Source organism: Amycolatopsis sp. NPDC033938 (assembly GCF_055575975.1).
Map to the genome: position 1 here is coordinate 124,322 of NZ_JBVIRO010000009.1, position 25,516 is coordinate 149,837.

Genomic DNA, 25,516 nt, shown 5'->3' on the forward strand with positions numbered 1-25,516 from the left:
AGCGTCCGGTCATTCCCGGCCGGCGACGGTGAGCCAGGTCAGTCCCAGCGCGGCCACCCAGACGGCCGCGCCGACCACACCGATCGTGTGGAGCCCCGAGACGAACCCGGCGCCGTCGGTCGGCGCACCCACGACCGCCCCGTAGACGGCGACGGCCAGGGCACCGGCCGCCTGCCGGGATGTGTTGTTGACCCCGCTGGCGAGCCCGGCGCGGTCGGCGGGGACAGAGCGGACCGCGGCGGCGACCACGGCGGCGGTCATCAGGCCCATACCGACGCCGAGACCGAGCAGGACCGGAAGCAGCCGGAGATATCCGCTGTCCGGTTCAAGCCCCACCATCGCCAGCGAACCGGCCGCGCCCACGAGGAGACCGCAGGTCAGCGGCAGCCGCGGACCGTGGCGTCCGGCGAGGCGGCCGGTGACCGGGGCCAGCACCGCCGGCGGGACGAACAACGGCAGCAGCATCAGCCCGGCGGTGAAGGCGCTCCGGTGCTGCACGGTCTGCAGATAGAGCGTCGTGACGAAGATCGTCCCGATCCCCACCAGGTTCATCGCCGCCGCCACCAGGTTCGCCCCGGCGAAAGCGGGTTCCCGCAAGAGGTTCAGCGGGATCAGCGGTTCGGCCGCTCGGTGTTCCCGCCGGCCGAATCCGGCGAGCGCGAGCACGGCGGCGGCCAGGGCGAGGGGTTCGTCCGCGATGACGGCGGATACGGTCGCGGCCAGGGCCGCCGTCGCCAGGAGGATGCCGGGGACGTCGAGCCGTCGCGGGTGGTCGTCGCTGCTTTCGGCGACCAGCCGCAGAGTCAGCGGGATCGCGGCCACGACGATCGGCAGATTGATCAGGAAGACGGCCCGCCAGCCCACACCTGAGACCAGCGCGCCGCCGATCAGCGGTCCCGCGGGCAGCGCGAGCGCCGAGACACCCGCCCAGACACCGACCGCCCGAGCCTGCTCGGCCCGTCCAGGAAAGGCCCGCGTGACGACGGCGAGGGTGCCGGGCAAGAGCATCGCCGCGCCGATACCCTGCAACGCCCGGCCTCCGACCAGGGTGGCGACGCCGGGCGCGACGCCGCACACCAGCGACGCCACCCCGAACAAGGCGAGCCCGCTGAGGACCACCCTTTTGTGGCCGTACCGGTCACCTAGCGTGCCTCCAGCCAGCAGCAGGCTGGCGAGGACCACCGCGTAGCCGTCGACCACCCATTGCTGGCCTCGCAACCCGGTGTGCAGGCCCTCGGCGATCTGCGGCAGCGCGACGTTGACGATCGTGACGTCCAGCTGTACCAGGAACATCCCGACGCACATGACGGTCAGCAACAGCCGTGGTCTCGTCGAGGCCGCCCGTCCTCCGTTTCCGGGTGTCACGCCGTGGCCGGCGCCGCGAAGTCGAAACCGAAGACCTCGGCGAACCCCGCGCGACCCTCGTCCGTCACCCACAGCGTGCGGGGAATACCGTTCACCCGACGGGTCACCCAGCCCAGTTGTTCGACCCTGGTCAGCAACGCCGCGCCCAGGGCACCGGCCAGGTGGTGCCGTTGTTCGGTCCAGTCGACGCAGTAGCGCACGACCTTCCGCCGCCCCGCCGGGACCACCACGCCCAACTCGCCGAAGAACTTCCAGCCGGTCTCCGTGACTCGATACTCGAAGTCGTTGCCAGGCGCGGAAAGCCGGTCGTTCCCCGCGGTCTCCGGGTGATGCCTGCCGTCGCCGCCGTCGAGTGCTTCGTTGGCGAGCAACGAGCGCATCACCTCGACACCGAGCTTGCCCGCCATGTGGTCGTAACAGGTTCGCGCCGCGCGCAGTGTCCGTGCCCGGCCTGCTCCGCGCAGCGAGCGGACCGGCCGCGGCGGAGCCAGCCGTGCCAGGGCTTCCAGCGCTTCGGCGACCTGGGCGGACGCCAGTTCGTAGTAGGCGTGGCGGCCCTGCCTGCGGACCCGCACGAGATCTCCTTCAGCCAGCTTGGCCAGATGAGCGCTCGCCGTCGACGGCGCCACCCCGGCCTCCGCCGCCAGCACGGACATCGGCAACGCGCGACCGTCCAGCAGCGCCAGCAGGATCGCCGACCGGGCGGGATTCCCGACCAGCTCGGCGGGACCGGTGAAATCCGCTTCCCCTCCGTGCCGGACGTTCTCGTGCTTCCTGGCCATACGTCCACTGTAGAACGCTGTCGTTTCGTTTCCGGACGAAACATGGGCGTCGTTCCGTCAGGCAGAGCCGGAACTCACGTGCTTGAACCCGGAACTCATGTGCTTGGAGCCGGGACACCGAGTGCGTGATCCAGGCACGCGAGTTATTGATCCGTAAGGCAAACGTGGCGTTGTCGAGCCGTTGCTGCGTAGGTCCTCTTCGCTGACTCCCGGGGGGCTTCGGCACGGGTCCAGTCTGGCAGGCGAGCGAATCATGTCCCGGGTGTCCACAAGGGACACCCCCGGGCGACTGGGCGTCTGACTGATGGCACTCTGTCCGGTTCTGTGCGGGGTCGCGAGTGGCGATTCGGGTTCTGGCCGAGGGTGCACCCCCGGTGATGGGTCCGTAGCGGACGGCCATCACGAGCCTCAACAGCACCACCAGTCACACCGGCTGCGCGTGAAGGCCCCCTTCCCTCGGCTGAGCCGAGGGGAGGGGGGCCTGAACCGCGTACCCCCCCGGCCCGCCCCCCATCCCCCCCGCGCACCGCCACAGCCGAGGGAAGGGGGCCTTCACGCGCTTCCCCCACGAGCCAGGCCCGCAAGCCACAGGTAGGCACCTAAGAGAGGTTCGCCCTAGCCCGAATCGCCACTCACGACCACATGCGACACGCCACGTTTGCCTTACCTCTCAATACGTGTCCGAGCACGCGAGTTACGCCTTCGCTCTGCCCGCCACCCCGGCGAACAGGCCGCCCACAATCACGACACGGTCGCCTTGTCCCGCTCCAGCGGCGGACGGGTGTCCGCACGCGGTTCCGTGCTCGCGGGAGAGTGCTTGAACCCCTTGAGAATCAGGTACCCGGCCAAACTTACTTCCCAGGCGAACACGGGAAGCGCGGCGGCCGAGCCCCAAGGGGAGAGCTGGTCGTAGAGCCCGAACAGCACGGCGGCCGCGGACACGCAGATGAGCGGCCCTCCGGCGAGCCCCAGTACGGCGATGGGCCGCGGCACGAGGCGGGACCGGTACATCAGGAAAGCGAGCAGCAGGCTGTTGGCTCCCAGGAAGAAGTTGGGGCCGAACAGGAAAGCCCAGTCGTGGATGGCGACCAGCGCCCGGGCCGCGGTGACCAGCGAAGCCTTGTCCGTACCGGGTGTTCCCGCGAGGTCCTGTCGCAGCGTCACGACCGACAGGACGCTCAGAATGCCGACGACGATCACGGCGGCTTCCATGAAGCGGCCGCAGAGGTAGGCGAGGGCGATACCGCTGTTTTGTCTTTTGACGACGGGATACAGCGTGGTCGCGGTGCCGACGACGGCGACCACGAGGATCAGTTCGAGGAACCCGCCGAGCAGCACCCGGCTGTCGTCTCCGTCGCCTGCCACGTAGTTCGAATCGCGCAGAACAGGTTGGTACAGCAGGAGTCCGGCCACCGCGGCGATCTCCGTGAGCAGGAAGAACACCCCTGCGGTGACCGCGGTTTTTCTCATTGAGCCCATGCCGGCCTTCTCTCGCTGCTGAGGTGTACGGCGTACACCTGATGGCGAAGGACTTTAGGTGTACGCTGTACACCTGTCAAGGGCGGTGGTTGCCGCGGAGTGGAGAGTGAGCCGATGGAAGCCGGCCGTCGTACGCCGTTGAGCCGGGACCGGCTGTTGCGCACCGCGGTCGCCCTGGCCGACCACGCCGGGATCGACGCGGTCAGCATGCGCAAGCTGTCGCAGGAACTCGGCGTCGTGCCCATGGCGCTGTACAAGCACGTCGCGAACAAGGAAGAACTTCTGGACGGCATGGTCGACGTCGTGGTCGACGAGATCGACCCGCCGGATGCCGGTCGTGACTGGAAAACCGCCGTCCGGCAACGCATCCTCTCGGCGCGGCAAGCGCTGCTGCGCCACCCCTGGGCCTCGCGCGTGATCGAGTCGCGCACCACTCCGACGCCGATCACGTTGGCCTATCTGGATTCCATGATCGGGATGTTCCGCGCGGGCGGATTGTCGGCCGACCTCACCCATCATGTGATGCACGCGCTCGGAAGCCGCATACTCGGGTTCACGCAGGAACTGTTCGACCCTTCGCCCGACCTCGATCCTGAAGCGCGGGCGGCCGCGCTCCGGGAGATGTCGGCCAGGTATCCGCACATCGCGGAGATCGCGGCCGGCTCGGACCATGACGGACATACTGTCGTCGGCCCTGGCTGCGACGACCAGTTCGAGTTCGAGTTCTCGCTTGATCTCCTTTTGGACGGTTTCGAGCGACTCCGGCGGCAAGGGTGGAGCTCCGCCGGGACCTAGGCCGTGTCCTGCAAGTCATGTTCGCGGTCTCCGCGCCCAGGCGGCCCCTGACGGCACGGGTGGATGCGGCCGAGTACGACCCGGTACGAGGCCGATCCGCCCGCACCGCCAGGAACCACCTGGATCACGAAGCCCATCGAACAGACTTACAGGACACGGCCTAGGCGGTTTCGGCGTCGCTCTCGACGCGTCCGGATCGGCGAGCGCCGCAGTCCTGCTCATCCAGGACTGTGGGCCCGGCCGGCCGGGACTTCGGTCTCTCCTCCTGGGCTCCTCGCTGGTCGAAGCTGGGAACTGACCAGACGGGAGAACGAAATGAAGATCCTCGTAGCGGCGGCCAGCCGTCACGGCGGGACCTGGGAGATCGCGGAGGAGATCGGCCGAGCCCTCGCTTCGGAGCTGCGCGGATACGCGGTCGTGCGGGTCTCCCGGGCCGAGGACGTCACGACGGTCGAGGAGTTCGACGTCGTTCTGGTGGGCAGCGGCGTGTACCTCGGGCAATGGCTCGAGCAGGCGAGAGACGTCGTCGTCGAGTACGCCGAAGTTCTCCGGACCAAAAGCGTGTGGCTCTTCTCCAGCGGCCCGGTGGGGACGCCGCCGAAGCCCGCGGAGGATCCGGTGGACGTGGCCCGGCTGATGACGCTCTCCGGTGCCCGCGGGCACGTGGTGTTCCCGGGCCGGATCGAGCGGAGCCTGCTGCGGTTCGCCGAACGAGCGGTCGTGACGGCGCTTCGGGTCAAGGACGGTGACTACCGGGATCGGCAGGCGGTGCGGGCCTGGGCGGGCGAAATCGCCGCCGCCTTGAAGCCTGCCAGGACGAAAGAGGTGAGCGGGTATGCCGAGCGCGACTGAAGGCGCGGTCGTCGTGGGGATCGATGGTTCGGCGTCCGCCCGGCTGGCGGCGGTGTGGGCGGCCGCCGAGGCCGTCAAGCGGGGGAAGCGGCTCCGGCTGGTCCACGTGTACGCGGTCCCTCAAGTGAGGATGCCCGCGGTGGTGTCGTCCGCCGAGGCGCTCCGGTCGGCGTTCGAGGCGCGAGGAGCGCAATGGCTCGCCGAGGCCTGTGACGCGGTGGCCGAGCGCTACCCGGAGCTGATCGTCGAGTCCGCCGCGCGGGAATGGGCCCCGGTGGCCGCACTGATCCAGGAGTCGCTGACGGCGAGCTTGATCGTGCTGGGTTCCCGCGGCCTCGGTGGCTTCACCGGTCTGCTGGTCGGCTCGACGGCGGTGGCGTTGGCGCAGCACGGGCATTGCCCGATCGTCGTCGCGCGAGGGAAGCGCCCGGAAGACGTTCCACCGGAGACCGGCCCCGTCGTCGTGGGCACGGACGGTTCCGAATCGAGCGACGCGGCCTTGGCCTTCGCGTTCGACGAAGCGTCGCTCCGCGGCACGGATCTGGTCGTGGTCAGGGTGTGGAACGAGGTCACCGACCACGAATCGGCCAGGGTGCACGCCTTGACGGTGGACCCGGACGCGGTCGAGTCGGCGGAGCGGCAAGCGTTGGAGGACCAAGTCGCGCCTTGGCGGGCCAAGTTCCCGGAGCCGCAGGTGGAGACGGTGGTCGTACGCGGCCGTCCGGTCCGCGCGCTGCTCGGGTTCGGCGAACGTGCCCAGCTGCTCGTCGTCGGGTCGCGAGGCCGCGGCGGGTTCCAGGGGATGTTGCTCGGCTCCACGAGTCAGGCCCTCGTCGCGCATTCGGAATGCCCGGTGGCGGTCGTACGTCCGGCTTTGACCGGACAAGGAAGCGAGTGAGGATCATGCGCGCACGGGATTTGATGTCCGCCCCGGTCGTCACGGTGACGCCCGGTACCACGGCCAAGCACGCGGCCGAACTGCTGGCGGAGAAGGGTTTCACCGCGTTGCCGGTAGTCGACGAGGACGACCGGCTGGTCGGCATCGTGACCGAGGCCGACCTGATCAGGAACCGGTTCCCGCACGACGTTCGCTCCGGCCCGGACCACGAGACGCGTCCGAGGCCGGGGCTGACCGTCGCTCAGGTGATGACGACACCGGCCACGGGGATGAGTACCGGTGCGGACGCCGCCGACGTCGGCAGGGCGCTGCTCGACGGACGTATCCGTGCGATGCCCATTGTGGACGGTTCGAAGGTGGTCGGGATCCTCACGCGAGGTGACTTCGTGCGTGCCTTCGCCCGTTCCGACGAGGCGATCGCGGCGGACGTCCGCCATCACTTGGCGATCTACGGCGGGCCGGGCCGGTGGACGGTCGAGGCGCGCGACGGTGTCGTGCGGGTCGGCGACGCCTACGACAGTGACACCGATCGTCATGTGGCCAAACTGCTGGCCGAGGCGGTTCCCGGTGTCGTGGAAGCGAAAGTGACCTATCAGGAGGACGAGCGATGAACGCGGCGGAGCGGAAGATCGTCGTTGGAGTGGACGGGGCGGAGCCGGGACGGGCGGCCGTCCGGTGGGCCGCCGCCGTCGCCGAGGAGCGACGGCTGAAGATGCTCATCGTGCACGCACTGCGGGTCGACAAACTGGCCTACGGCGCCGGATTGGCCGGCCCCGCACCCTGGTACGACCTCCTCGCCGAGGAAGGTCAGCGGGTGCTGGAGGAGGCCGTCGGGCAAGTCCGCTCGGTGGCACCGGGAGTGGACGTGGACACGCGGATGCCGGCGGACTCCCCGGTGCCCACCCTGATCGACGCGTCGAAGTCGGCCGCGATGGTGGTGGTCGGCGGGACCGGGAAGGGCTTCTTCGGCGAGATGACGATCGGTTCGACGGCGTCGGCGGTCGTCGCCCACGCCCACTGCCCCGTGGTGGTCATGCGGGGCCGGAAGAACACGACCGCGTACCCGGCCGAGGGACCGATCGTGGTGGGACTCGACGGCAGCCCGCTGAGCGAGCGCGCACTGGAGATCGCTTTCGAAGAGGCCGCGTGGCGGCGTGCCGACCTGGTCGTGGTCCACGCGTGGCGGGACGTCACCTATGACGACGCCTACGGGATGGCACGGCTTGTCGTGCAGTGGGAGTCGATCGAGGACGAGGAACGACGGCTGCTGGCGCAGCGGCTCGCGGGCTGGCAGGAGAAGTACCCGGACGTCAAGGTCGAGCGGGTTCTCGTCCAGGACCGGCCGCGGCATGCCCTGCTGGAGTGGAGTGCCAAGGCTCAGCTGGTGGTCGTGGGTAGCCGGGGCCGCGGCGGATTCACCGGTCAATTGCTCGGCTCGACCAGCCAGGCGCTCGCGCACCACGCGGAATGCCCGGTGATGGTGGTCCGGCCGGAGAAGTCGCGGTGACCGTTCTCGGTGCTCCCCCCGCGCCCGCGGTGCTGACCCCTGCGGAGTTGTCCCAAGTGGACGCTCAGTGGCGGGCGGCGAATTACCTCGCCGCCTGCCAGATCTACCTGATGGACAATCCACTGCTGGAATCGCCGCTGAAACCCGAGCACGTGAAACCGCGTCTGCTCGGGCACTGGGGGACGTCTCCGGGGCTGAATTTCGTCTACGCCCACCTCAACCGGGCCATCGTGCGGCGGAACCTGAACGCGATGTTCGTGACCGGACCCGGTCACGGTGGCCCTGCTCTGTACGCGAACACCTGGCTGGAAGGCAGCTACTCGGAGGCGTGGCCGGAGGTCCCTTACGACAAGAGCGGTCTGCGAACGCTGTTCCGGCAATTCTCCTTCCCCGGCGGAGTCCCCAGCCATGTCGCGCCGCAGGTACCGGGGTCGATTCACGAGGGCGGCGAACTCGGCTACTCCCTCGCGCACGCCTTCGGTGCCGCGTTCGACAACCCGCACCTCGTCGTCGGCTGCGTCGTAGGCGACGGTGAGGCGGAAACGGGGCCACTGGCCACCAGCTGGCATTCGGGTAAATTCCTCAACCCCGTCCGTGACGGCGCGGTGCTGCCCATCCTGCATCTGAACGGGTACAAGATCGCCAACCCCACCGTGCTCTCGCGGATCAGTGGCACCGAACTCGACGAACTGCTTCGCGGGTACGGATATGCCCCGCACTACGTCGAGGGCGACGATCCGGCCGTCATGCATCAGACCATGGCCGCGGCGCTGGACGGCGCGCTGGACGAGATCGACGGAATCCAGGTGCGCGCCCGTTCCCTCGGCGTGCCGACGGGACCGGTGCGCTGGCCGATGATCGTACTCCGCAGCCCCAAGGGCTGGACCGGACCGTCCTTTGTGGATGGGAAACCGGTCGAAGGCACCTGGCGCTCGCACCAGGTCCCCGTCCCGAACGCGCGGGGGAATCCCGAGCATCTGCGCCAGTTGGAGGAATGGCTGCGTTCTTATCGGCCGGAGCTGCTCTTCGACGAGGACGGCAGGCCGACGTCCGAGGTCACCGCGCTGATCCCGCACGGCGATCTGCGGATGGGTTCGTCACCGCACGCCAACGGCGGTCTCGTGTTGCGGCCCCTGGAACTGCCGGAGGTGCCGCCGCATACGATCCCGCTCGACCGGCCGGGCGGCGCGGTCGCCGAACCGACGCGCGTACTCGGGCGCTGGCTGCGGGACGTGTTCGCGCTGAACCGGCAGGCGGCGAACTTCCGGCTGTTCGGACCGGACGAGACCGCGTCCAACCGGCTCGACGCGGTGTTCGAGGTGACGGCCAAGACCTGGCTGTGCGAGATCGAACCCGTCGACGAGAACCTCGCCGCGGACGGCCGGGTCATGGAGGTGCTCTCGGAACACCTCTGCCAAGGTTGGCTCGAAGGCTATCTGTTGTCGGGCAGACACGGGCTCTTTTCCTGTTACGAAGCCTTCGTGCACATCGTCGACTCGATGCTCAACCAGCACGTCAAGTGGCTCAAGGTGCATCGTGAGATCCCGTGGCGGCGGCCGGTCGCGTCGCTGACGTATCTGTTGACCTCACACGTCTGGCGGCAGGACCACAACGGGTTCTCCCACCAGGATCCGGGTTTCGTCGACCACGTGGCCAACAAGAGCCCGGAAGTCGTCCGGGTCTACCTGCCACCGGACGCGAACACCCTGCTGTGGGTCGCGGACCACTGCCTGCGCAGCCGGGACTACGTCAACGTGATCGTCGCGGGGAAGAACGACAGCCCCGTCTGGCTCGACGAAGAAGAGGCCGCGGTGCACTGCGCGCGCGGCGCCGGGATCTGGGAGTGGGCGGGCACCCATCAGGATCGGGAACCCGAAGTGGTACTCGCCTGTGCCGGTGACGCGCCGACGGTCGAGGTGCTCGCGGCGGCCAAGCTGCTGCGGGAATACCTGCCCGAACTGGCGGTCCGGGTGGTGAACGTGGTCGACCTCATGCGCCTGCAACCCGCCGCGGAACACCCGCACGGCATGACCGACCGCGAGTTCGACGCGCTGTTCACCGCCGACCGCCCGGTGATCTTCGCGTATCACGGTTACCCCTGGCTGATCCACCGGCTGGCGTACCGGCGCACGAACCATGACGGCATGCACGTGCGTGGGTACATCGAGCACGGAACCACGACGACACCGTTCGACATGCTGGTGCGCAACAACATGGACCGCTTCCAGCTCGTGACCGACGTGATCGACCGGGTGCCCGGACTGCTCGCCAGGGCCGGCGCCGTCCGGCAACGGATGGCGGACGCGCGTGAACGGCACCGCCGGTGGATCGTCGAACACGGTGAGGATCTTCCCGAAATCCGCGACTGGACATGGGAAGCATGACGGATCGGCAAAGGAAAGGAAGTACGGACATGACAACTCTCGTACCCGGTTCCCGGATGACCCTGCCCAGTATCGCGGCCTGGCTGGAGAATCCGTGGCCGTTCGCCGAACACAATCCGGTGCGGATCGAAGAGTCCGTCGAGGACGGCAAGTACCTCGTCCGGGCCGAGCTTCCCGGTTTCGACCCGGAGAAGAACATCTCGGTCACCGCACACGAGGATCTGCTGACGATCACCGCCGAGCGTGAGGCGAGGACCGCGGAGCACGGTCGCAGTGAGTTCTACTACGGCAAGTTCAGCCGGACCGTCTCCCTGCCCGCGGGTGCGAAGACGGCGAAGATCACCGCGGCCTACAAGGACGGAATCCTGGAGATCTCCATGCCGGTCGAGGACAAGCCGCACGAGAAACAGGTCAAGATCGAGGTCGGCAAGGGCTGACCATCCCCCCGGCCGGGCGGGCGCGCCGACCCCCAGCGCGCGCCCGCCCGGCGCCCCTGTGCCCGAAGGAGTCTCCATGCGTGTCCTGACGTTGAATCCCGGCTCTTCGAGCCTCAAATCGTCCTTGGTCGTCGACGGGAAGCCGGTCGGATGGGCCGCCATGAGCCTGGACGACGCCCACGACGCCGCGAAACAGGCTCTCGACCGGTGGTCCACAGTGGACGTCGTGGCCGTCAGGTTCGTGCACGGCGGCTCCAAGACCGGTCCGGTCCGGCTCACCCCGGATGTCGTGGAGGCGCTCGAAAAGCTCAGCCCGTTCGCGCCGCTTCACCAGCCGCAGGCGGTCCGGCTGGCACGAGAGATGTTTCGATTGCGTCCTGGCCTGCCGGTGATCGCGTCGTTCGACACGGCCTTCCACTCCCGCCTCCCCGAAGAGGCGTCGAGGTACGCGCTGCCACGGGAATGGACCGCTCAAGGGCGTTTGCGGCGCTACGGTTTCCACGGTCTTTCGTGCCGTCACGCGGCGCGTCGGGTGGCGGAGCTGCTGGGCGCCGCCGAACCACGGATCCTGTGCTGCCACCTCGGCGCCGGTGTCTCGGTGACCGCGATCCGCGGTGGCCGGAGCATGGACACGAGCATGGGTTTCACCCCGCTGGACGGGGCGGCCATGGCTACGAGGTCCGGCTCGGTGGATCCGGGGCTGCTGCTGCACGTCCTGCGGACGGCGCCGATGTCGGTCGACGAGATGGAAGACGCGCTCTATCACCGTTCCGGTCTCGCCGGGATGAGCGGGACGAACGGAGACCTTCGAGCTGTCCTGGCGCGCGAAGCGGCCGGGGATCCCGACGCGATGTCGGCCGTCGCCGTTTACCTGCATAGGATCCGCCGCGAGATCGGCGCGATGGCGGCGAGTCTCGACCGGATCGACGCCGTCGTGTTCACCGGCGGGGTCACCGAGCATCAGCCGGAGCTGATCGCGCGACTGGCCCGAGGACTGGGCGTATTCGGGATCTCGGTCGATCCGGCCCGGTGTCTCGGAGACGGCGACCGGGTGCTCAGCCCGGACGACGCGCCGGTGACCGTCTACGCCATGGGAACGGGTGAGGACGTCGAACTGGCACGGGACGCCGAGGCGGTTCTCGCGGTGGAACACGTATGACAAGTCCGTGAAGGCCTCCTTGGCGATCACTGATTTGTTGACCTACTGGTGGAGGTCTCGCACCCGTACCGGGGACCTGAGTGAGGTGCCCTTGATCAGCCTCCGAACCGGTGGCGATCCCCGCTGTCTATGAAGGATTTGGGACACTCAACGTCCCAAATCCTTCACAGACACGCTCGACGGCCCGCCGGATCACTGCTCATCTGCTGGTCAGACGTAGGTACACAAGACCACGCCTCCTTGAGGGAATCAGAGTCCCTCAAGGAGGCCTTCACGGACTTGTCAGGAGGCGGCCGGGCTGAACCGGTGGACCGCCTGCGCCGACACCAGTACGACGGGACACGTCGCGTGCCTGACGCAGGCGGTGGAAACACTGCCGAAGACGAGCCTGCCGACCGCGCTCTTCGCGCCCGTGCCCAGCACGAGCATATCCGCGTCGTGTGCCGCCGCGAGCAATTCCGACGTCGGATTCCCTTGCCGCAGCGAGGTCTTCACCTCGACGTCCGTGTCAAGCTCACGCTGGATCCGGGCGACCGCGTCGTCGAGCGAGTAGCTCTTCCGCACCGGGACCCTGCCGTGCGGCTGGAGGGCGAACGACGTGCCGGGAAGGAGTTCTTCCCTTGGCAGAATCATCAGGACCTCGACGTTGTCGCCGACGGCGGTGGCTTCGGTGATGGCCCACCGGATCGCTTCCTCGCTGTCGGCCGAGCCGTCGGCGCCCACGAGAAGGTGGCGGGTGTTTTCGGGATTCGTGTTCATGGTTCATTCCTTTGCGCGGATGGCCCGGCACGGAGCAGGTCCTGCCAGGTGATGACACCGATCACGCGGCCGTGTTCGAGGACCGGGACGGAGCGGAGCCGGCGCTCCAGCATCTTCGCCGTCAGGTCGGTCAGGTCGCCATCGGGATGGGCGCCGGCCGCTGGTCGCCGCATCAGCGCGCTCACCTTGGTGTGCCCGCCGAGCATGACGCCGCTGTCCGGGTCGCCGCCGGGAAGGTAACGCGCCCGGAGCAGGTCCTCTTCGGCCAGCACGCCGAGCAGCTCACCGGTGTCGCCGACGACCGGTAGCGAGGTGATTCCCTTGCCGGTCAGCACGGCGATCGCTTCGCCGATCGTGGCCGCGGGCGTCACCGCGACCACCGGGGTGGTCATGACATCACGTACTCGCATGAAGCCAGTCTCGATCCGGCGGTGGGCCGGGAATACGGCTGGAGGTCCCGACCGGGCGGGACCGTCGCCTCTCTTACCGGGCGGCATCGCAGGGTGATCGTGGCGACGACACGTTCCGGCGATCCACCGCGGAGGTCCAGCTCATGAGCACGTCGTCTCGCTGGTCGCGAGCCTGGCACCTGGTCCATCCCGGGCGAAACCCACTCGCTCGGCGCGAAGATCGCATCGAGGCGTTCACGGTGCTTCTCGCGATCGCCCTCGTGGTGATCGCCCTGCCGATCGCCGCGGCGGTGGCTTCCGGTGTCTTCGCGGCCCGCGCCGAACAGGCGGCGACCGAGCAGGCCACCAGATATCGCGGGGAAGCGACCCTGCTCGAAGACGGCGCGCCCATCGCCATCGGGGGCCGGGCGGGTGCCGTCCAAGACACCTCGCCCGCCAAGGCCAGGTGGGTCACTCGTGCCGGGGACAGCCGAGTCGGCGAGGTCCCGGCGACGCGAGGGGCCCTGGCCGGCGCGAAGGTCCCGGTCTGGCTCGACGAGTCCGGGAACGCGGTCGCCGCACCCCTCACCGTTCTCGACGCCCGTCTTCTCGGCGTCGGGACGGGAGCAGGCCTCTGGCTGGCCTTCATCGTGGTTGTGCTGCTCGGTCAGCGCTGCGGCCGGATCCTGCTCGACCGGGCTCGATGGGCGCGGTGGCAGGAGGAATGGCGCGAGTTCGCGTCGCACTAGCGGTGCCGAAGGTCCCGGCACACCGGGCCCACGGCCACTGCCGTCCTCGTCCGCCACGCGAGACGCTGAGATCGTCGAAAGGCAGGTGCAGCACGATGGTCCTTACTCGTTCTCCGGTCGTCACGGACGCCCTGCGCGCCGCGGTGCGCGCGCCGTCACCGCACAACACCCAGCCGTGGATCTTCGAGCTGGCGCCGGAAACGGTCGACCTGGTGCTTGACGAAAGCCGGATCCTCGGTGCCTGCGATCCGGAAGCGCGAGAGGCGCGACTGGCCTGCGGCGCGGCGTTGCTGAACCTGCGGCTCGCCATCGCCGCCGCGGGCCGAGTCAGCGAAGTCGAGCTGGCCCCCGAACGGGAGAGGCCTTCCCTGCTGGCGCGGGTCACGCTGGGTCCCCGTCACCGTCCCACCGCGACCGAACGACGTCTCTCCGCCGCGATTCCCCGGCGATACAGCAACCGCCGCCCGTTCACGGACGAGCCGGTGTCACTCCGCGTGCGGACCGCGGTATGCGAGGCGGCCCGTGAGGAGGGGGCACGGCTGATCCTGCTCGATGAAGCCGGGCTGCTGGAGGCGACCGCGGGACTCATCCGCCGTGCCGACCACGTCCAAGGCCTGGACGCGGCCTTCCAGCGAGAACTCCGGGCCTGGACCCGGCAAACCGCCGAGGATGACGGTGTCCCCACCTACGCAGGCGGGCCTCGTTCTGCCGGCGGGCTGCTCCCGGGACGGTACGTCAACGAGGGCGGCGCTCCTCGCGTCTTCGAGCGGGACCCGCTGGTCGCGGTGCTGACGATGCCGAACGACGCGCCGATCTCCCAGGTCCGCGCCGGGTGCGCGATGCAGCGGGTGCTGCTCACCGCCACGGACGCCGGACTGAGCGCTTCGTTCTATTCCCAGCCGATCGAGATCACCGCCGTCCGCGCCGAACTGCGGGACCTGCTCCGTGGTGCCGGCCATCCCCAGACCTTGTTCAGGCTCGGTCACGGCTATCCGGGCGTGAAGACGCCACGCCGTCCGGTCGAAGCGGTCACCCGCGACAGGAACGAGGGGGAGCGGTCATGACGACTCTTGTCACCGGGATCCCCCGAACAAGCACAGGGCGCGGGACAGGGGCGGGCCTGTGCAAGACGGCACTGCGGCACGCGACCTGCCCGGTCCGATCCTCTGAGCGAACCCGGACACAGGAGAAAGCCATGAAAGCGCGGCCCGAAAACATCACCGTGATCACGCGGTTCCCCTGGTTCACGCGAAATCCGCTCCTCCGGCGGTCCGACCGGCTCGAAGCCGCGCTGATGATCGGCGCCGTCCTGCTGGCACTGCTGGCGATTCCCTTCGCCGCGGCCGCGGGTTCCGGGGCCTACGCCGAAGGGCTGGAGCGCGCGGCCGAACAGGCGGCGAACGGTCAGGAGACGACCGTCGTGCTGCTCGCCGACGCCCCGCCCTTGCACGTGCGCCTCGACGGTGTGCCGCTGGACGAGAAGGTCGAGGCCGCTGCCCGCTGGACGGGGCCTGGTGGGCTGATCCGCGAAGGCGTGGTGACCGTCGATCCCGGGATGGTGACCGGGAACGAGGTGCGGATCTGGCTCGACGCGCGCGGCCATCCCGTCGAGGCGCCGGTCACCACCGATGACGCCCTGAGTCAAGGCATCGGTGTCGGCACGGGGCTGTGGCTGGGCTGGGTCGCCCTGGTCGGGACGGCCTTCCTGGCCTGCCGGGTGGCGCTCGGTCGCAGGCGCGCCGCCGAGTGGGCGCGCGAATGGCGGCGGATGGCCCAGGACCGGCCCACGGCCTGAAAGGAGACAAGGATGAGAATCCTGCTGACAGAGGCCGGCTTCGACGCGTCCCGCGAGATCGCGGCCGAGTTGCGGGACCTGGGTTGCCGGGTCAGCCCGTGCCATCTCCGATCCGGAGTGTGCCGCGCTCTCGCACCCGGTGGAACCTGCCCGCTGGACGAGGACGACCGGCCGGATCTCGCCGTCGACGTCCGCGGTGCCGAGCCCGGCTTGACCTCACGGGAATTCGGGGTGGTGTGCGCGCTCCGGGAGAGGGTCCCCGTCGTGATGACCACGGCCGGGGACACCGGCGGCCCCGTCGTCCCGCCGGGTCTCGAACACCGAGTCACGGCTTGCCCGCCGGAGGACCTCTTCGAAGCGTGCAGAGGTTTCCTGCGCTCACGTGCTTGACCCAGAACGATCACAAGGAGGCTCCGATGCGTGCTTCGGAGATCATGACCAGTCCGGCGGTGGCGACCACGCCCGCGACACCCCTTCGCGAGGCGGTGGCCGTGCTGACCGAGAAGGGATTCGCCGGCCTTCCGGTCGTCGATCACGAAGGCCGGGTGCTGGGGACCTTCACCGAATTCGACGCGCTGCGGGGAATCCGGGCAGGCGGTGACGGGATCACGGTCGGCGCGTTGATGTCCACGCCGGTGGAGGTGGTTTCGCCGTCCACCGAGGTCACCGAGATCGGCAGGCGGATGCTGGCCGATCGGCTGCGGTGCCTGCCGGTCGTCGAGGAGGGTGTCCTGGTCGGTGTGGTGAGCAGGCGTGATCTGCTCCGTCCGCTCGTCCGGCCCGACGACGCGATCGCCGCACAGGTGCACGGCCTGATCACCGACTACGCCGGACATCGTCCGAAATGGACTGTCAAGGTCGACGGCGGTTACGTGAACATCGCAGGCGAGTTCCGGGACGAAGCCGAACGGCGGGTGCTCGACGCGCTCGCCAGGACGGTGCCGGGAGTGGCCGCCGTCGTACTGGATTCCCGGAATCCGGCGGTGACATGACGGCCGGGACGAGCGCTTTGCCGGCGGACGGGACATGGTCACCGTCCGCCGGTTGCGTGCGGAGGACTTCGACGCCGTCCTGAGCCTGCATCAGCGTGACCGAAGTCCTCGGACTGCTGCGTTCGCAACGGTCTGCTCCTGCCCGAGCTGAGCCGGAAGACCACGGACGCGCTCCGGCGGCGTGCCGACCGGCGGCCAACTGGAGTCCGTCGCCCCGCACCGTGGGATTCCTTGCTACGCCGATGTCGAGGAGGCCGCGGCCGTTTTGGCGAAGCTGTCCGAACGGACCCGCTGGCTCGAGGCGGGGGAGGGCAGCAGGCCCGATCTCTCCGGTATCGATCTCGCGACGGCGACCCGGCGCCGGTTCGGTGATCGCGGGCGCCGTCCGGGTACTTGTCCGGCAGCGGCCATGGACCGATCACCACCTTCGCCGACTGTGAGAAAACGAAGTCCCGGCACCGGGTGAACGGTGCCGGGACGGGCCTTCGCAGCGGGTCATCGGAGCCAAGGGTTACGGTCCACGAAGGACAGTCGACGCCAGTGCTCTCCCAGCCCCCAGATGTTCCCGGCGGCCGTCGCGGCGAGCGCGATGAGCACCAGCGCGTAGATCAGGTGGTAGTCGATGATCGGGTTGGTCGACATGGTCGGCTTACCCGCGCCGTTCGTGCGGGCGGGCGGCCACTCGGCGACCCACATCAGCAGCATCATCACGGTGCCGGCGATGGCGGAGAGCCGCATACCCACGCCGACGGTGACGGCGAGACCGATGCCGAGCAAGCCCGCCATGAACAGCCAGTCCGCCCACCAGGTGCCGCCCCAGGAGCGCAGGGTGTCGGCGAACGGGCCGACGTCGACCCGGCTCAAGAAGCCCTTCGTCGGCGAACCGCCGTTGATCCAGGCGTTCTGGGAAGCGGTGGCGTAGCCGAGACCGAAGGCCTTGTCGAAGAACGCCCACAGGAACAACAGACCGGTGGCGACACGGAGGACGGCGAGGCTCTTGGCTCCGGACGACCGTCCATCATGGACTTCCTGCTGGACGGGAACGCTGCGCCGCTGCCCGCTTTCGGTGGTGGCCATGGAATTCTCCTCTGGTTGGCATTTCGGGTCGATTCGAGTGTGTTACGACACGGCACGCGGCTCTGGGGCCGAAAGGCCCGGGTACAGGAGGCCATCGTCATGCGCCGCGGGGAAGCTTGCGCGAATCAGCTGCCCGCCGACATGGGAGGGTCCTCGCTTCCGATCCGCGGGTTGCTGCCTGTACTCCCATCGTGCTCGGCTCGCAGGAGACACAGGAGAGGCGGACGCCCCGGGCGAAGTGGCCCTTCGGTCCGCCCTGATCCCTTCGAGAGCAGGCCGAAGGTCCTCCCCGCTCAGATGCCGAGGGAAGCGGGGCGGATGACGTCGTCGTCCCAGACGAAGTCGAGCCGGTTCCGGACGTGGACCACGCCGGGGACCTCGCTCGACAGGGTGCCCGCGCGTTCGACCGCGCCGCGGTTGTCCAGCCTGCCGAGAAGCGTCACCACCCCGTCGGCGACGGTGACGGACGCCTGTCCGGGTGCCACCCACAGGGTGCCGGTGAGGATGTCGTGTTCGATCTCGCCACGGATCTCCTCATCGGGCCGCCGGAATGTGGACAGCAGATCCCGGCGCGACACGACACCGACCAGCTTCGCGTCCTCGACGACGAACAGCCGTCGCACGTCCTTCCTGGCCAGCCGGATCGCCGCGGCGCCGAGGGAGGCGCCTGCTTCGATCGTCACCACGGGCGCGGTCATCAGATCCCTGGAGAGCAGGGCTTTCGCTTTACGGGTCTCGTCCTTGGCGTGGTGACCGGCGAACAAGACAGGATGGGGATCGCGGAACCGGGCCAGGAGATCGGCCTCGGAGACCACGCCGATCGGCGCCCCGGAATCACCGACGACGGGCACGGCGCTGATGCGATGCCTCGCCAGCAAAGCGGCGATCCGCTTGTACCCGGTGTCCGGCGCGACCGCGATCGGGTTGCCGGTCATGACCTCGGAAACGGTGGTGCACATGGGTCGCTCCTTCGCTGTCAGGAATCCGTGGTGCGGGCGATCAGTACCGGGCAGGCGGCGTGGTGGATCAGCACGACCACCTGGTGCACTTCGACGTCGGGATAGCTGTCACGGAACTTCGACACCTGCTCGGTCAACATCCGTCGAGCGGACTCCGTGAAGGCACCCCAGCCGTAGTTGCCCGCGGGATCACCGAAGGAGCGGGAAGCCGAGACGTCCTCCCACGCGTGTACCGCGACTAGATCGGCTCCTCGGACGCAGGCCTCGTCGAACGCCGCGGCGAGCGCGGTCGTCACCGATCCGCCGAACAGGGCGGTGAAGCGGCTGTGCTCGGTGGAACCGAGGACGATCAGCCGGGCGGTGCCGGAAGCCTCGATCAGCGCTGGGGCCGCGGAGTCGTCGGAGAGGTGGGTCCTGACGACGGGTCCGTACGCGTGTCCGACGGTGTCCGCTGCTTCGCGAAGAATCGCTTCTCCGCGGTTCTTGACCTTGTGCAGGAGTTCATCGGTGGGTGGCACGCTACCGAGGTAGTAGTCCGGGATTCCCAGCGCGTGCCAGAGTTCGAGGGAGGTCTCGTGGCGGTCGGCGGCCTGCATACCCCAGGTTGCCGCGGCGCGGGCGCCCGTGGATCCGTCGGCGCCGACCACGATCGGCCCGGTCAGCCGGAGGGTTCGATTCATCATCGGCTCTTTCCAGTCGCTACGGCCCTACATGGGCAAAGTTAAGCGGGCGGACGTGCGTGGTCCGGTGCCGTTGGTCCCGGATTCCCGGGACCTCGGGTGCGCCTCTGGTCACTGGTACACGTGCGCGCGGAGTCGTTTACTCGGGTGATGACGATCCTCATCGCCGGCGGAGGACTCAGCGGCCTCAGCCTCGTGGCACATCTGGTGGCACGACCGGAATCCCTGGGGCCGATCGTCGTCGTGGACGACGGCAGCCGGGCGCTCGCGACCGCGGGGTGGGCATCCTGGTCCGCCGAGCCGGGACTTCTCGACGAGGCGGTGTCGCGCACGTTCGATCGGTTCCACGTGCACGCGGCCGGGCGTAGCCGGATCGTCGGCCTCGGCCGGTACAAGTACCGCTTCGTCCGTGGCGATGATCTGGCGGCGGCGGTCGGCAAAGCCGCGGAGAGAAGCGGTGATGTCGTCTTCCGCCTCGGGCGGATCACCGACATCAGGCAGGCCGGCCGGGGCGCGGAAGCCATTGTGGACGGTGAAGCACTGAGCGCGGACTGGGTTTTCGACAGTGTGTCGTGGCCTGGCCCGTCCAGGGTGGACGGCTGGCTGACCTTCCGCGGCTGGTACGTGCGCACGGCTGCCCCGGCGTTCGATTCGGCCGTGCCCACCTTCTTCGACTTCCGTACGTCCCAGGGTCGCGCCGCGAGCTTCGTCTATGTCCTGCCACGAGGTCCGCGAGAAGCCCTGGTCGAGTACACGTCCTTCGCGCCGCCCCATTCGCGGGGTGTGGCGTATCCCGAGGAACAACGAGACGCTTTGCGCGCGTACCTCGCCAGTGTTCTCGGCGTCCGGGAGTACGCGGTCACCCGTGAGGAAGCCGCTTCCCTGCCGCTGTCCGCTTCGGCCGTCGACCGCAGACGCGGTTCGATCCTCGCCATCGGAATCAAAGCCGGGCTGGTCAAGGCCTCGACCGGCTACGCCTTCCAACGCGTCCAAGCCGACAGCGCGGCGATCGCGAGATCGTTGGCGGTCCACGGTCATCCTTTCGATCTGCCGAAACCCAAGCCTCGGCATCTGCTGTTCGACGCCACGCTCCTCGATGTCGTGGCACGGGACCCGGTTCAGCTCGAACGGGTCTTCGCGGCGCTGTTCGACCGATCGTCGGCCGAGCCGGTCCTGCGCTTCCTCGACGAGGAAAGCTCCCTGCCACAGGAGGGAAAGCTGTTCGCGCGTTTGCCGCCTTCGTTGTACTCAGCGGTAAGCCGGAGGCATCGATGAAGCTCTCCTTCGCCCGCTATCGGCGTTCTTGGCTACGCGGTGACCTGCTGGCGGGGGTGACGGTCGCCGCGTATCTGGTGCCGCAGGTGATGGCGTACGCGGAGGTCGCGGGACTGCCTCCGGAGGTCGGGCTGTGGGCGGTGATCGGGCCTTTGGCGGTCTACGCGGTGCTGGGCTCGTCGAAGCTGCTTTCGGTGGGCCCGGAGTCGACGACCGCCTTGATGACGGCCGTCGCGCTCGGACCGCTCGCCGCGGGGGATCCCGCCCGTTACGGGATGCTCGCGGCCATGCTCGCGGTTTTGGTAGGGGGCTTGTGCCTGCTGGGAGCCTTGGCCCGGCTCGGCGTGCTGGCGGATCTGCTGTCGAAACCGGTACTGACCGGCTACCTGGCAGGGATCGCCGTGCTGATGATCGTGAGCCAGCTGGGCAAGCTGACCGGCGTCCCCGCCACGGGCGACGGGATGATCGCGGAATTCGGTTCGTTCCTGGTGAACATCGGGCACCCGCACTGGCCGACCTTGATCCTCGGCGGTCTCGTCCTGGCTTGCCTGCTGACGTCGCAGCACTGGCTTCCGCGTTTTCCCGGACCGCTGGCCGTCATGCTGGTGTCGGCGGCCGTCGTCGCCGGCTTTTCCCTCACCGAGAAGGGGATCCGGGTGATCGGACCGGTCCCGGACACCCTGCCGGTACCCGGGGTTTCCGTGGTGAACGGTGCGGATCTGGCGAACCTGCTGCTGCCCGCGCTGGGGATCGCCCTTGTCGGCTTCTCCGACAACGTCCTGACGGCCCGCGCCTTCGCGGGCAGGCACGGCGAGCAGGTCGATTCCACTCGCGAGTTGCGGGCGCTGGCCGCGTCGAATCTCTCGGCGGGACTCCTTCATGGATTCCCGGTCAGTTCGAGCGGCAGCCGGACCGCTCTGGCCTCCGCGATGGGCGCCCGGACCCAGCTGTACTCCCTTACCGCGCTCGCGACGGTCGTGCTGACGGTCCTTTTCGGGGCACCGTTGCTGGCCGGCTTCCCCAAGGCGGCGTTGGCGGCGATAGTCGTCTACGCGGCATTGAAGCTGATCGATCTCAAGGAGTTCCGGCGTATCGCGCGGTTTCGCCGCAGTGAGTTCGTGCTGGCACTGTCGACCTTGCTCGCGGTCGTCGCGCTGGGTGTCCTGTACGGCGTACTGGCCGCCGTCGGACTGTCCATTTTGGATCTCCTGCGCAGGCTGGCGCGGCCGCACGGCGCGGTACTCGGTTTCGTTCCCGGCGTGCCCGGCATGCACGACGTCGGCGACTATCCCGACGCGACCACCGAACCGGGCCTGGTGATCTACCGCTACGACGCACCGCTCTGTTTCGCCAACGCCGACGACTTCCGGCGCCGAGCCCTCGAACTCGACATCACCGCGGCTGACGCCTTGCGCGGGATCTGCGAGGAGCTGCGCCGCCGCGGCATCACGTTCGCGCTCGCCAGGGTGAAACAGGAGCTACGCGAAGATCTCGAAGCCGCGGGCCTTCTCCGGCTCATCGGCTCCGGCTCGCTGTACCCGACGCTGCCCAGCGTCGTCGACGCGTTCCGTGAGAGGAGGAAGGCTCATGCCGAATCCGGGTGAGCGCATGTGGTCCGACGGTGAGATCGAGGTCCTGGCACGGGCGGTTCTCCGAGCGCCGTCCGTGCACAACATCCAGCCGTGGTCGCTGACCCTGCCCGGTATGCGCGCGGAACTGAGCGAGCGGACCGATCTCTCCCTTCCCGAACACGACCCCACCGGCCGCGACAGGCTCATCTCCTGCGGAGCGGCTCTGGAGAACCTTGTGCTGGCCGTCCGGGTGCTGGGATGGGCCACCGAAGTGGAGATGTCCCCCGGACGTGGGCCGCTGGTCGCCATCGTGACGACCTCCGGCCGCGAGCCACCGTCCGACCGCGAGCTGCACGCGTATGCCGCCCTCTCGCGGAGGCGGAGTCACCGTCGTCCGTTCGCCACGATCCCGGTCGCGCCGTCGTTGCTCGCCTCGGTCACCGGGCAGCTGCCACGCGACGTCGGCTGCCGGGTCCTGCGCACCGGTGACGAAGACCTCCTCGCGGTACTGCTCGAACAGGCTTCTCAAACGATTCAGGGCCGCGAAGGCCTCCAGCGAGAACTTGAGGAGTGGACAGGGGAGTGGCGGGCCGACGGTGTCGGTGACGGCCTGGTCCGGCTCGGCTACGACAAGGCGGGTCTTCCGTGGGCGGGGCTGGTCCGCCGGACCAGCCTGATCCCGGACGTCCGGACCCTCGCGCGGAGGCTGGCCGCGGAAAACGTCTTGATCTTCTGGGCGAAGGAGGACGATCGTGCCGGCCACGTCGCGACGGGCGTGGCCATGCAGCGCTCGTGGCTCGCGGCCGTCGACGGAGGGCTGGCCGCGTCGGTGCTGACCCAGCTGCTGCACGAGGAAGCCGTCCGGAAGCGCATGACCGCGGAACTGAACCTGCCGGGGCACCCTCGGCTCATCATGCGGCTCGGTTATCCGGACGGCCGGTTCACCACGCCGCCTTCCTGACGGCCGCGCGGCTTGGCATGGAGCGGCCGGTGGTGAAACGCTGGAGCCGATCGAGCGACTAAGACAGGTCGCCATGCCGACCCAGGAGGAGTAACCGAATGCCGCCGGAGCGAGGTTCGGCCGACGAGACGCCACCGAGCGCGGCGGTGTTGACCGGGCTACGGCTCGACGAGCTGCTGCACGAGGTCCAAGAGCGGCTGTCGGAGATCGTCAAGACCCGGGATCGGCTGCAAGGCCTGCTCGACGCGGTGCTGGCCGTGGCCACCGGGCTGGAGCTCGATTCGACCCTGCAGCGGATCGTGGAGGCGGCGGTCGAGCTGGTCGACGCCCGGTACGGCGCACTCGGCGTGCTCGGCGACGAGGACGGACTCTCGGAGTTCGTCCACGTGGGCATCGATGCCGAAACCAGGTCTCATATGGGGCACTTGCCTGAAGGCCGGGGCCTGCTCGGGTTGCTCATCGCGGAGCCCCATCCCGTCCGGGTGCCGGATCTGAGTCTGCACCCGGCTTCGGTCGGGTTCCCGGCGAACCATCCGCCGATGCACAGCTTCCTGGGTGTCCCGGTCCGCGTCCGGGACGAGGTTTTCGGCAACCTGTACATGACGGAGAAGCGAGGTGCCGGCGAATTCACCGCCGATGACGAGGTCGTCCTGCAGGCGCTCGCCGCGGCCGCCGGTGTCGCCATCGACAACGCCCGGCTGTTCGAACGATCACGGACGCGGGAGCGCTGGCTCGAAGCGGTCGCGGAGGTCAACGGCGAACTGCTGGGCGGCACTTCGATCATCGACACGCTGAACCTGATCGCCGCCAGGGTTCGCGAACTCTCCGCGGCCGATCAGGTGTTGATCCTCCTCGCCGCGGACAGCGGACAACCGTTGACGGTGAGCGTCTTCGCGGGGGAGCGGATGACCCGGCGGGAAGGTACGTCGATGGCGGGCGGGCATCCGGCCATCGACCAGGTGCTCGCTTCCGGTCAGCCCATTCTCGTCCCGGACCTGGGTACGGTCTCCCCTGGGCAGGCCGAACCCGTTTTCGACGGCCTCGGACCGGCCGCGGTGATCCCGTTGAACAGCGCTTCCGGTGTCGGCGGGGTCCTCGTCGCGGGGAGGGACAAGGGCTCCGCGCAGTACAAGGCCGATCAGCTCCCCATGCTGTCGTCGTTCGCCGACCAGGCCGCGGTCGCGCTGGAATTCGGCGAGAAACAGCGCAATCAGCGGCTCCTGGACGTGCTCGCCGATCGGGACAGGATCGCTCAGGACCTGCACGACCACGTGATCCAGCGGATGTTCGCCACCGGGATGAGCCTGCAGAGCATCGTGCCCCGGGTACCCGACGCGTTCGCGCGGGACAGGGTGACGCAGGCGGTGGAACAGCTGGATCGCACGGTTCGTGAGATCAGGACGTCCATCTTCAATCTGCACACCTCGGGCTCGGACGTTTCGACGAGCCTGCGCCGACGGCTCCTCGACGCCGTCACGGAACTGACGACCGAGAGCACGCTCACCCCTTCGGTCCGGATCGCCGGGGCAGTCGACACGCTCGTGCCGCAGACGCTGCACGAACACGCCGAGGCGGTGGTCCGTGAGGCGCTGAGCAACGCCGTCCGGCATTCCGGCGCCGACGAGATCACGATCAGTGTCGAGGCCGGCCGCGAGCTGATCATCGAGGTCGCCGACAACGGCATCGGTATCCCGCGAGAGGGACGGCGAAGCGGACTGTCGAACCTCGCCGACCGAGCGGAGCGGTGCGGCGGTGAAGCCGAGTTCGGTGACCGTGACGGTGGCGGCGCACTGGTGCTCTGGCGCGTTCCGCTGACCTAGCGGTCGCCGAACACCGGGGGCGTCGCGGTCCGTTTGAGTTCGGTCGCGAGGACCGCGGCCTGGGTCCGGCGCTGGATACCGAGCTTCGACAGGATCCGGGAGACGTAGTTCTTCACGGTCTTTTCGGCGAGGAACATCCGCTCACCGATCTCGCGGTTGGTCAGCCCTTCGCCGATCAGGTCGAACACGGTTCGTTCCTGCTCGGACAGGGCGGCGGTCGGATCGTTCTGGTCCCGTTCGCGCCGGATGCGGTTCATCAGCGCGGCGGTGGTCCGGCTGTCGAGCAGCGAGCCGCCTCCCGCGATGGTGCGGATCGCCGACACGAGGTCGTTCCCCAGTACCTGCTTGAGCACGAATCCCGAAGCCCCGGCCATGATGGCGGTGAAAAGCGCCTCGTCGTCGGCGTACGACGTGAGCATCAGGCACCGCAGGTCCTTCTCGGTGGACAGGAGGTCCCGGCAGAGTTCGATGCCCGTCCCGTCGGGGAGGCGCACGTCGAGCACGGCGATGTCCACGTCGCTTTGCGGGACGCGGGCGAGTGCTTCGGAGACGGACGCGGCTTCGCCGGCGATCTCGATGTCGGGTTCGTTCCCGAGCAGGTCCGCCAGCCCTCGCCGGACGATCTCGTGGTCGTCCACGAGGAAAACCTTGATCGCCATCTCTCGTTCCTCCTGCGGGGTCACGGCTTCTCGACCGACGGTACCCGTGCACGTCGGCAGACACAGCCACCTGGACGTCCTGAGGAACCGGGACCTTGGGCCCTAGTGGGCCGATCACCGGGTATTTGGTCCCGGCGATCGGTGCCCTCGGTACCTGCTCCAGCCCCGCGAG

General features: G+C 68.8%; 26 protein-coding genes. 17 read left to right on the plus strand and 9 right to left on the minus strand.

Annotated elements, in window-relative coordinates:
* Positions 1 to 9 precede the first annotated feature (9 nt).
* From ACZ5ZX_RS23005 to ACZ5ZX_RS23015, 3 genes are all read right to left on the minus strand, one after another.
* A complete protein-coding gene (locus tag ACZ5ZX_RS23005) occupies positions 10 to 1,317 on the minus strand; it encodes an MFS transporter (RefSeq protein ID WP_465504045.1) in 1,308 nt (435 codons plus the stop codon).
* A gap of 44 nt (positions 1,318 to 1,361) precedes the next feature.
* A complete protein-coding gene (locus tag ACZ5ZX_RS23010) occupies positions 1,362 to 2,147 on the minus strand; it encodes an ArsR/SmtB family transcription factor (protein ID WP_465504046.1) in 786 nt (261 codons plus the stop codon).
* Between the two features lie 741 nt (positions 2,148 to 2,888).
* Positions 2,889 to 3,626 carry a DUF4386 domain-containing protein gene (locus ACZ5ZX_RS23015; RefSeq protein ID WP_465504047.1) on the minus strand — a complete coding sequence of 246 codons (738 nt, stop codon included), beginning with the start codon at positions 3,624 to 3,626 and terminating at the stop codon, positions 2,889 to 2,891.
* A 114-nt stretch (positions 3,627 to 3,740) separates the two neighbouring features.
* Between ACZ5ZX_RS23015 and ACZ5ZX_RS23020 the strand changes: the two genes are divergently transcribed.
* From ACZ5ZX_RS23020 to ACZ5ZX_RS23055, 8 genes are all read left to right on the plus strand, one after another.
* Positions 3,741 to 4,421, plus strand: a complete 681-nt coding sequence (locus ACZ5ZX_RS23020) for a TetR/AcrR family transcriptional regulator (RefSeq protein WP_465504048.1) — start codon at positions 3,741 to 3,743, stop codon at positions 4,419 to 4,421.
* A gap of 315 nt (positions 4,422 to 4,736) precedes the next feature.
* Positions 4,737 to 5,273 carry a flavodoxin domain-containing protein gene (locus tag ACZ5ZX_RS23025; RefSeq protein WP_465504049.1) on the plus strand — a complete coding sequence of 179 codons (537 nt, stop codon included), beginning with the start codon at positions 4,737 to 4,739 and terminating at the stop codon, positions 5,271 to 5,273.
* A complete protein-coding gene (locus tag ACZ5ZX_RS23030; RefSeq protein ID WP_465504050.1) occupies positions 5,257 to 6,171 on the plus strand; it encodes a universal stress protein in 915 nt (304 codons plus the stop codon). Before ACZ5ZX_RS23025 ends, ACZ5ZX_RS23030 begins: the two co-directional genes overlap by 17 nt.
* Before the next feature lie 5 nt (positions 6,172 to 6,176).
* Positions 6,177 to 6,782 (plus strand): CBS domain-containing protein, encoded by a 606-nt coding sequence (locus ACZ5ZX_RS23035; RefSeq protein ID WP_465504051.1) that lies wholly within the window; start codon positions 6,177 to 6,179, stop codon positions 6,780 to 6,782.
* Positions 6,779 to 7,678, plus strand: a complete 900-nt coding sequence (locus tag ACZ5ZX_RS23040; protein ID WP_465504052.1) for a universal stress protein — start codon at positions 6,779 to 6,781, stop codon at positions 7,676 to 7,678. The genes ACZ5ZX_RS23035 and ACZ5ZX_RS23040 overlap by 4 nt, the downstream gene beginning before the upstream one ends.
* A complete protein-coding gene (locus tag ACZ5ZX_RS23045; protein ID WP_465504053.1) occupies positions 7,675 to 10,062 on the plus strand; it encodes a phosphoketolase family protein in 2,388 nt (795 codons plus the stop codon). Before ACZ5ZX_RS23040 ends, ACZ5ZX_RS23045 begins: the two co-directional genes overlap by 4 nt.
* Positions 10,063 to 10,091: 29 nt before the next feature.
* Complete coding sequence (locus ACZ5ZX_RS23050; RefSeq protein WP_465504054.1) at positions 10,092 to 10,499, plus strand: Hsp20/alpha crystallin family protein; 408 nt, start codon at positions 10,092 to 10,094, stop codon at positions 10,497 to 10,499.
* Between the two features lie 76 nt (positions 10,500 to 10,575).
* Complete coding sequence (locus ACZ5ZX_RS23055; protein WP_465504055.1) at positions 10,576 to 11,658, plus strand: acetate/propionate family kinase; 1,083 nt, start codon at positions 10,576 to 10,578, stop codon at positions 11,656 to 11,658.
* 282 nt (positions 11,659 to 11,940) lie between these two features.
* Here ACZ5ZX_RS23055 and ACZ5ZX_RS23060 read toward each other — a convergent pair whose 3' ends face one another.
* Both ACZ5ZX_RS23060 and ACZ5ZX_RS23065 read right to left on the minus strand, forming a co-directional pair.
* Entirely contained in the window at positions 11,941 to 12,417 is a 477-nt protein-coding gene (locus tag ACZ5ZX_RS23060) for a universal stress protein (protein WP_465504056.1), read from the minus strand.
* On the minus strand, positions 12,414 to 12,827 hold the full coding sequence (locus ACZ5ZX_RS23065) for a CBS domain-containing protein (protein ID WP_465504057.1): 414 nt from the start codon (positions 12,825 to 12,827) through the stop codon (positions 12,414 to 12,416). Before ACZ5ZX_RS23065 ends, ACZ5ZX_RS23060 begins: the two co-directional genes overlap by 4 nt.
* A 143-nt stretch (positions 12,828 to 12,970) precedes the next feature.
* Here ACZ5ZX_RS23065 and ACZ5ZX_RS23070 point away from each other — a divergent pair, with 143 nt between their 5' ends.
* The 5 genes from ACZ5ZX_RS23070 (at position 12,971) to ACZ5ZX_RS23090 (ending at position 16,342) form a co-directional block, all read left to right on the plus strand.
* Positions 12,971 to 13,555 carry an Rv1733c family protein gene (locus ACZ5ZX_RS23070; RefSeq protein ID WP_465504058.1) on the plus strand — a complete coding sequence of 195 codons (585 nt, stop codon included), beginning with the start codon at positions 12,971 to 12,973 and terminating at the stop codon, positions 13,553 to 13,555.
* 95 nt (positions 13,556 to 13,650) lie between these two features.
* Positions 13,651 to 14,619, plus strand: a complete 969-nt coding sequence (locus tag ACZ5ZX_RS23075) for an Acg family FMN-binding oxidoreductase (RefSeq protein WP_465504059.1) — start codon at positions 13,651 to 13,653, stop codon at positions 14,617 to 14,619.
* Between the two features lie 131 nt (positions 14,620 to 14,750).
* Positions 14,751 to 15,350 carry an Rv1733c family protein gene (locus ACZ5ZX_RS23080; protein WP_465504060.1) on the plus strand — a complete coding sequence of 200 codons (600 nt, stop codon included), beginning with the start codon at positions 14,751 to 14,753 and terminating at the stop codon, positions 15,348 to 15,350.
* A 12-nt stretch (positions 15,351 to 15,362) separates the two neighbouring features.
* Complete coding sequence (locus tag ACZ5ZX_RS23085; RefSeq protein ID WP_465504061.1) at positions 15,363 to 15,740, plus strand: hypothetical protein; 378 nt, start codon at positions 15,363 to 15,365, stop codon at positions 15,738 to 15,740.
* A 26-nt stretch (positions 15,741 to 15,766) separates the two neighbouring features.
* Complete coding sequence (locus ACZ5ZX_RS23090; protein WP_465504062.1) at positions 15,767 to 16,342, plus strand: CBS domain-containing protein; 576 nt, start codon at positions 15,767 to 15,769, stop codon at positions 16,340 to 16,342.
* A gap of 495 nt (positions 16,343 to 16,837) precedes the next feature.
* Here the strand turns inward: ACZ5ZX_RS23090 and ACZ5ZX_RS23095 are convergent, their stop codons facing one another.
* The 3 genes from ACZ5ZX_RS23095 to ACZ5ZX_RS23105 form a co-directional block, all read right to left on the minus strand.
* Positions 16,838 to 17,419 (minus strand): hypothetical protein, encoded by a 582-nt coding sequence (locus ACZ5ZX_RS23095; RefSeq protein ID WP_465504063.1) that lies wholly within the window; start codon positions 17,417 to 17,419, stop codon positions 16,838 to 16,840.
* A 293-nt stretch (positions 17,420 to 17,712) separates the two neighbouring features.
* Positions 17,713 to 18,378: a CBS domain-containing protein gene (locus tag ACZ5ZX_RS23100; RefSeq protein ID WP_465504064.1), complete on the minus strand. Its 666-nt coding sequence runs from the start codon at positions 18,376 to 18,378 to the stop codon at positions 17,713 to 17,715.
* 17 nt (positions 18,379 to 18,395) lie between these two features.
* On the minus strand, positions 18,396 to 19,061 hold the full coding sequence (locus ACZ5ZX_RS23105; protein ID WP_465504065.1) for a universal stress protein: 666 nt from the start codon (positions 19,059 to 19,061) through the stop codon (positions 18,396 to 18,398).
* A 147-nt stretch (positions 19,062 to 19,208) separates the two neighbouring features.
* Here ACZ5ZX_RS23105 and ACZ5ZX_RS23110 point away from each other — a divergent pair, with 147 nt between their 5' ends.
* The 4 genes from ACZ5ZX_RS23110 (at position 19,209) to ACZ5ZX_RS23125 (ending at position 24,685) form a co-directional block, all read left to right on the plus strand.
* Entirely contained in the window at positions 19,209 to 20,333 is a 1,125-nt protein-coding gene (locus ACZ5ZX_RS23110) for a lycopene cyclase family protein (RefSeq protein WP_465504066.1), read from the plus strand.
* Positions 20,330 to 21,937 (plus strand): SulP family inorganic anion transporter, encoded by a 1,608-nt coding sequence (locus ACZ5ZX_RS23115; protein WP_465504067.1) that lies wholly within the window; start codon positions 20,330 to 20,332, stop codon positions 21,935 to 21,937. The genes ACZ5ZX_RS23110 and ACZ5ZX_RS23115 overlap by 4 nt, the downstream gene beginning before the upstream one ends.
* The gene (locus ACZ5ZX_RS23120) at positions 21,921 to 22,865 is read left to right on the plus strand and encodes a nitroreductase family protein (RefSeq protein ID WP_465504068.1); all 945 of its coding nucleotides are present in this window, start codon (positions 21,921 to 21,923) and stop codon (positions 22,863 to 22,865) included. Before ACZ5ZX_RS23115 ends, ACZ5ZX_RS23120 begins: the two co-directional genes overlap by 17 nt.
* A gap of 98 nt (positions 22,866 to 22,963) precedes the next feature.
* Positions 22,964 to 24,685, plus strand: a complete 1,722-nt coding sequence (locus ACZ5ZX_RS23125; RefSeq protein ID WP_465504069.1) for a sensor histidine kinase — start codon at positions 22,964 to 22,966, stop codon at positions 24,683 to 24,685.
* On the opposite strand, the gene ACZ5ZX_RS23130 is transcribed toward ACZ5ZX_RS23125, so the two are convergent.
* Complete coding sequence (locus ACZ5ZX_RS23130) at positions 24,682 to 25,344, minus strand: response regulator transcription factor (protein WP_465504070.1); 663 nt, start codon at positions 25,342 to 25,344, stop codon at positions 24,682 to 24,684. The two genes, ACZ5ZX_RS23125 and ACZ5ZX_RS23130, sit on opposite strands and share 4 nt — an antisense overlap.
* Between the last annotated feature and the right edge of the window lie 172 nt (positions 25,345 to 25,516).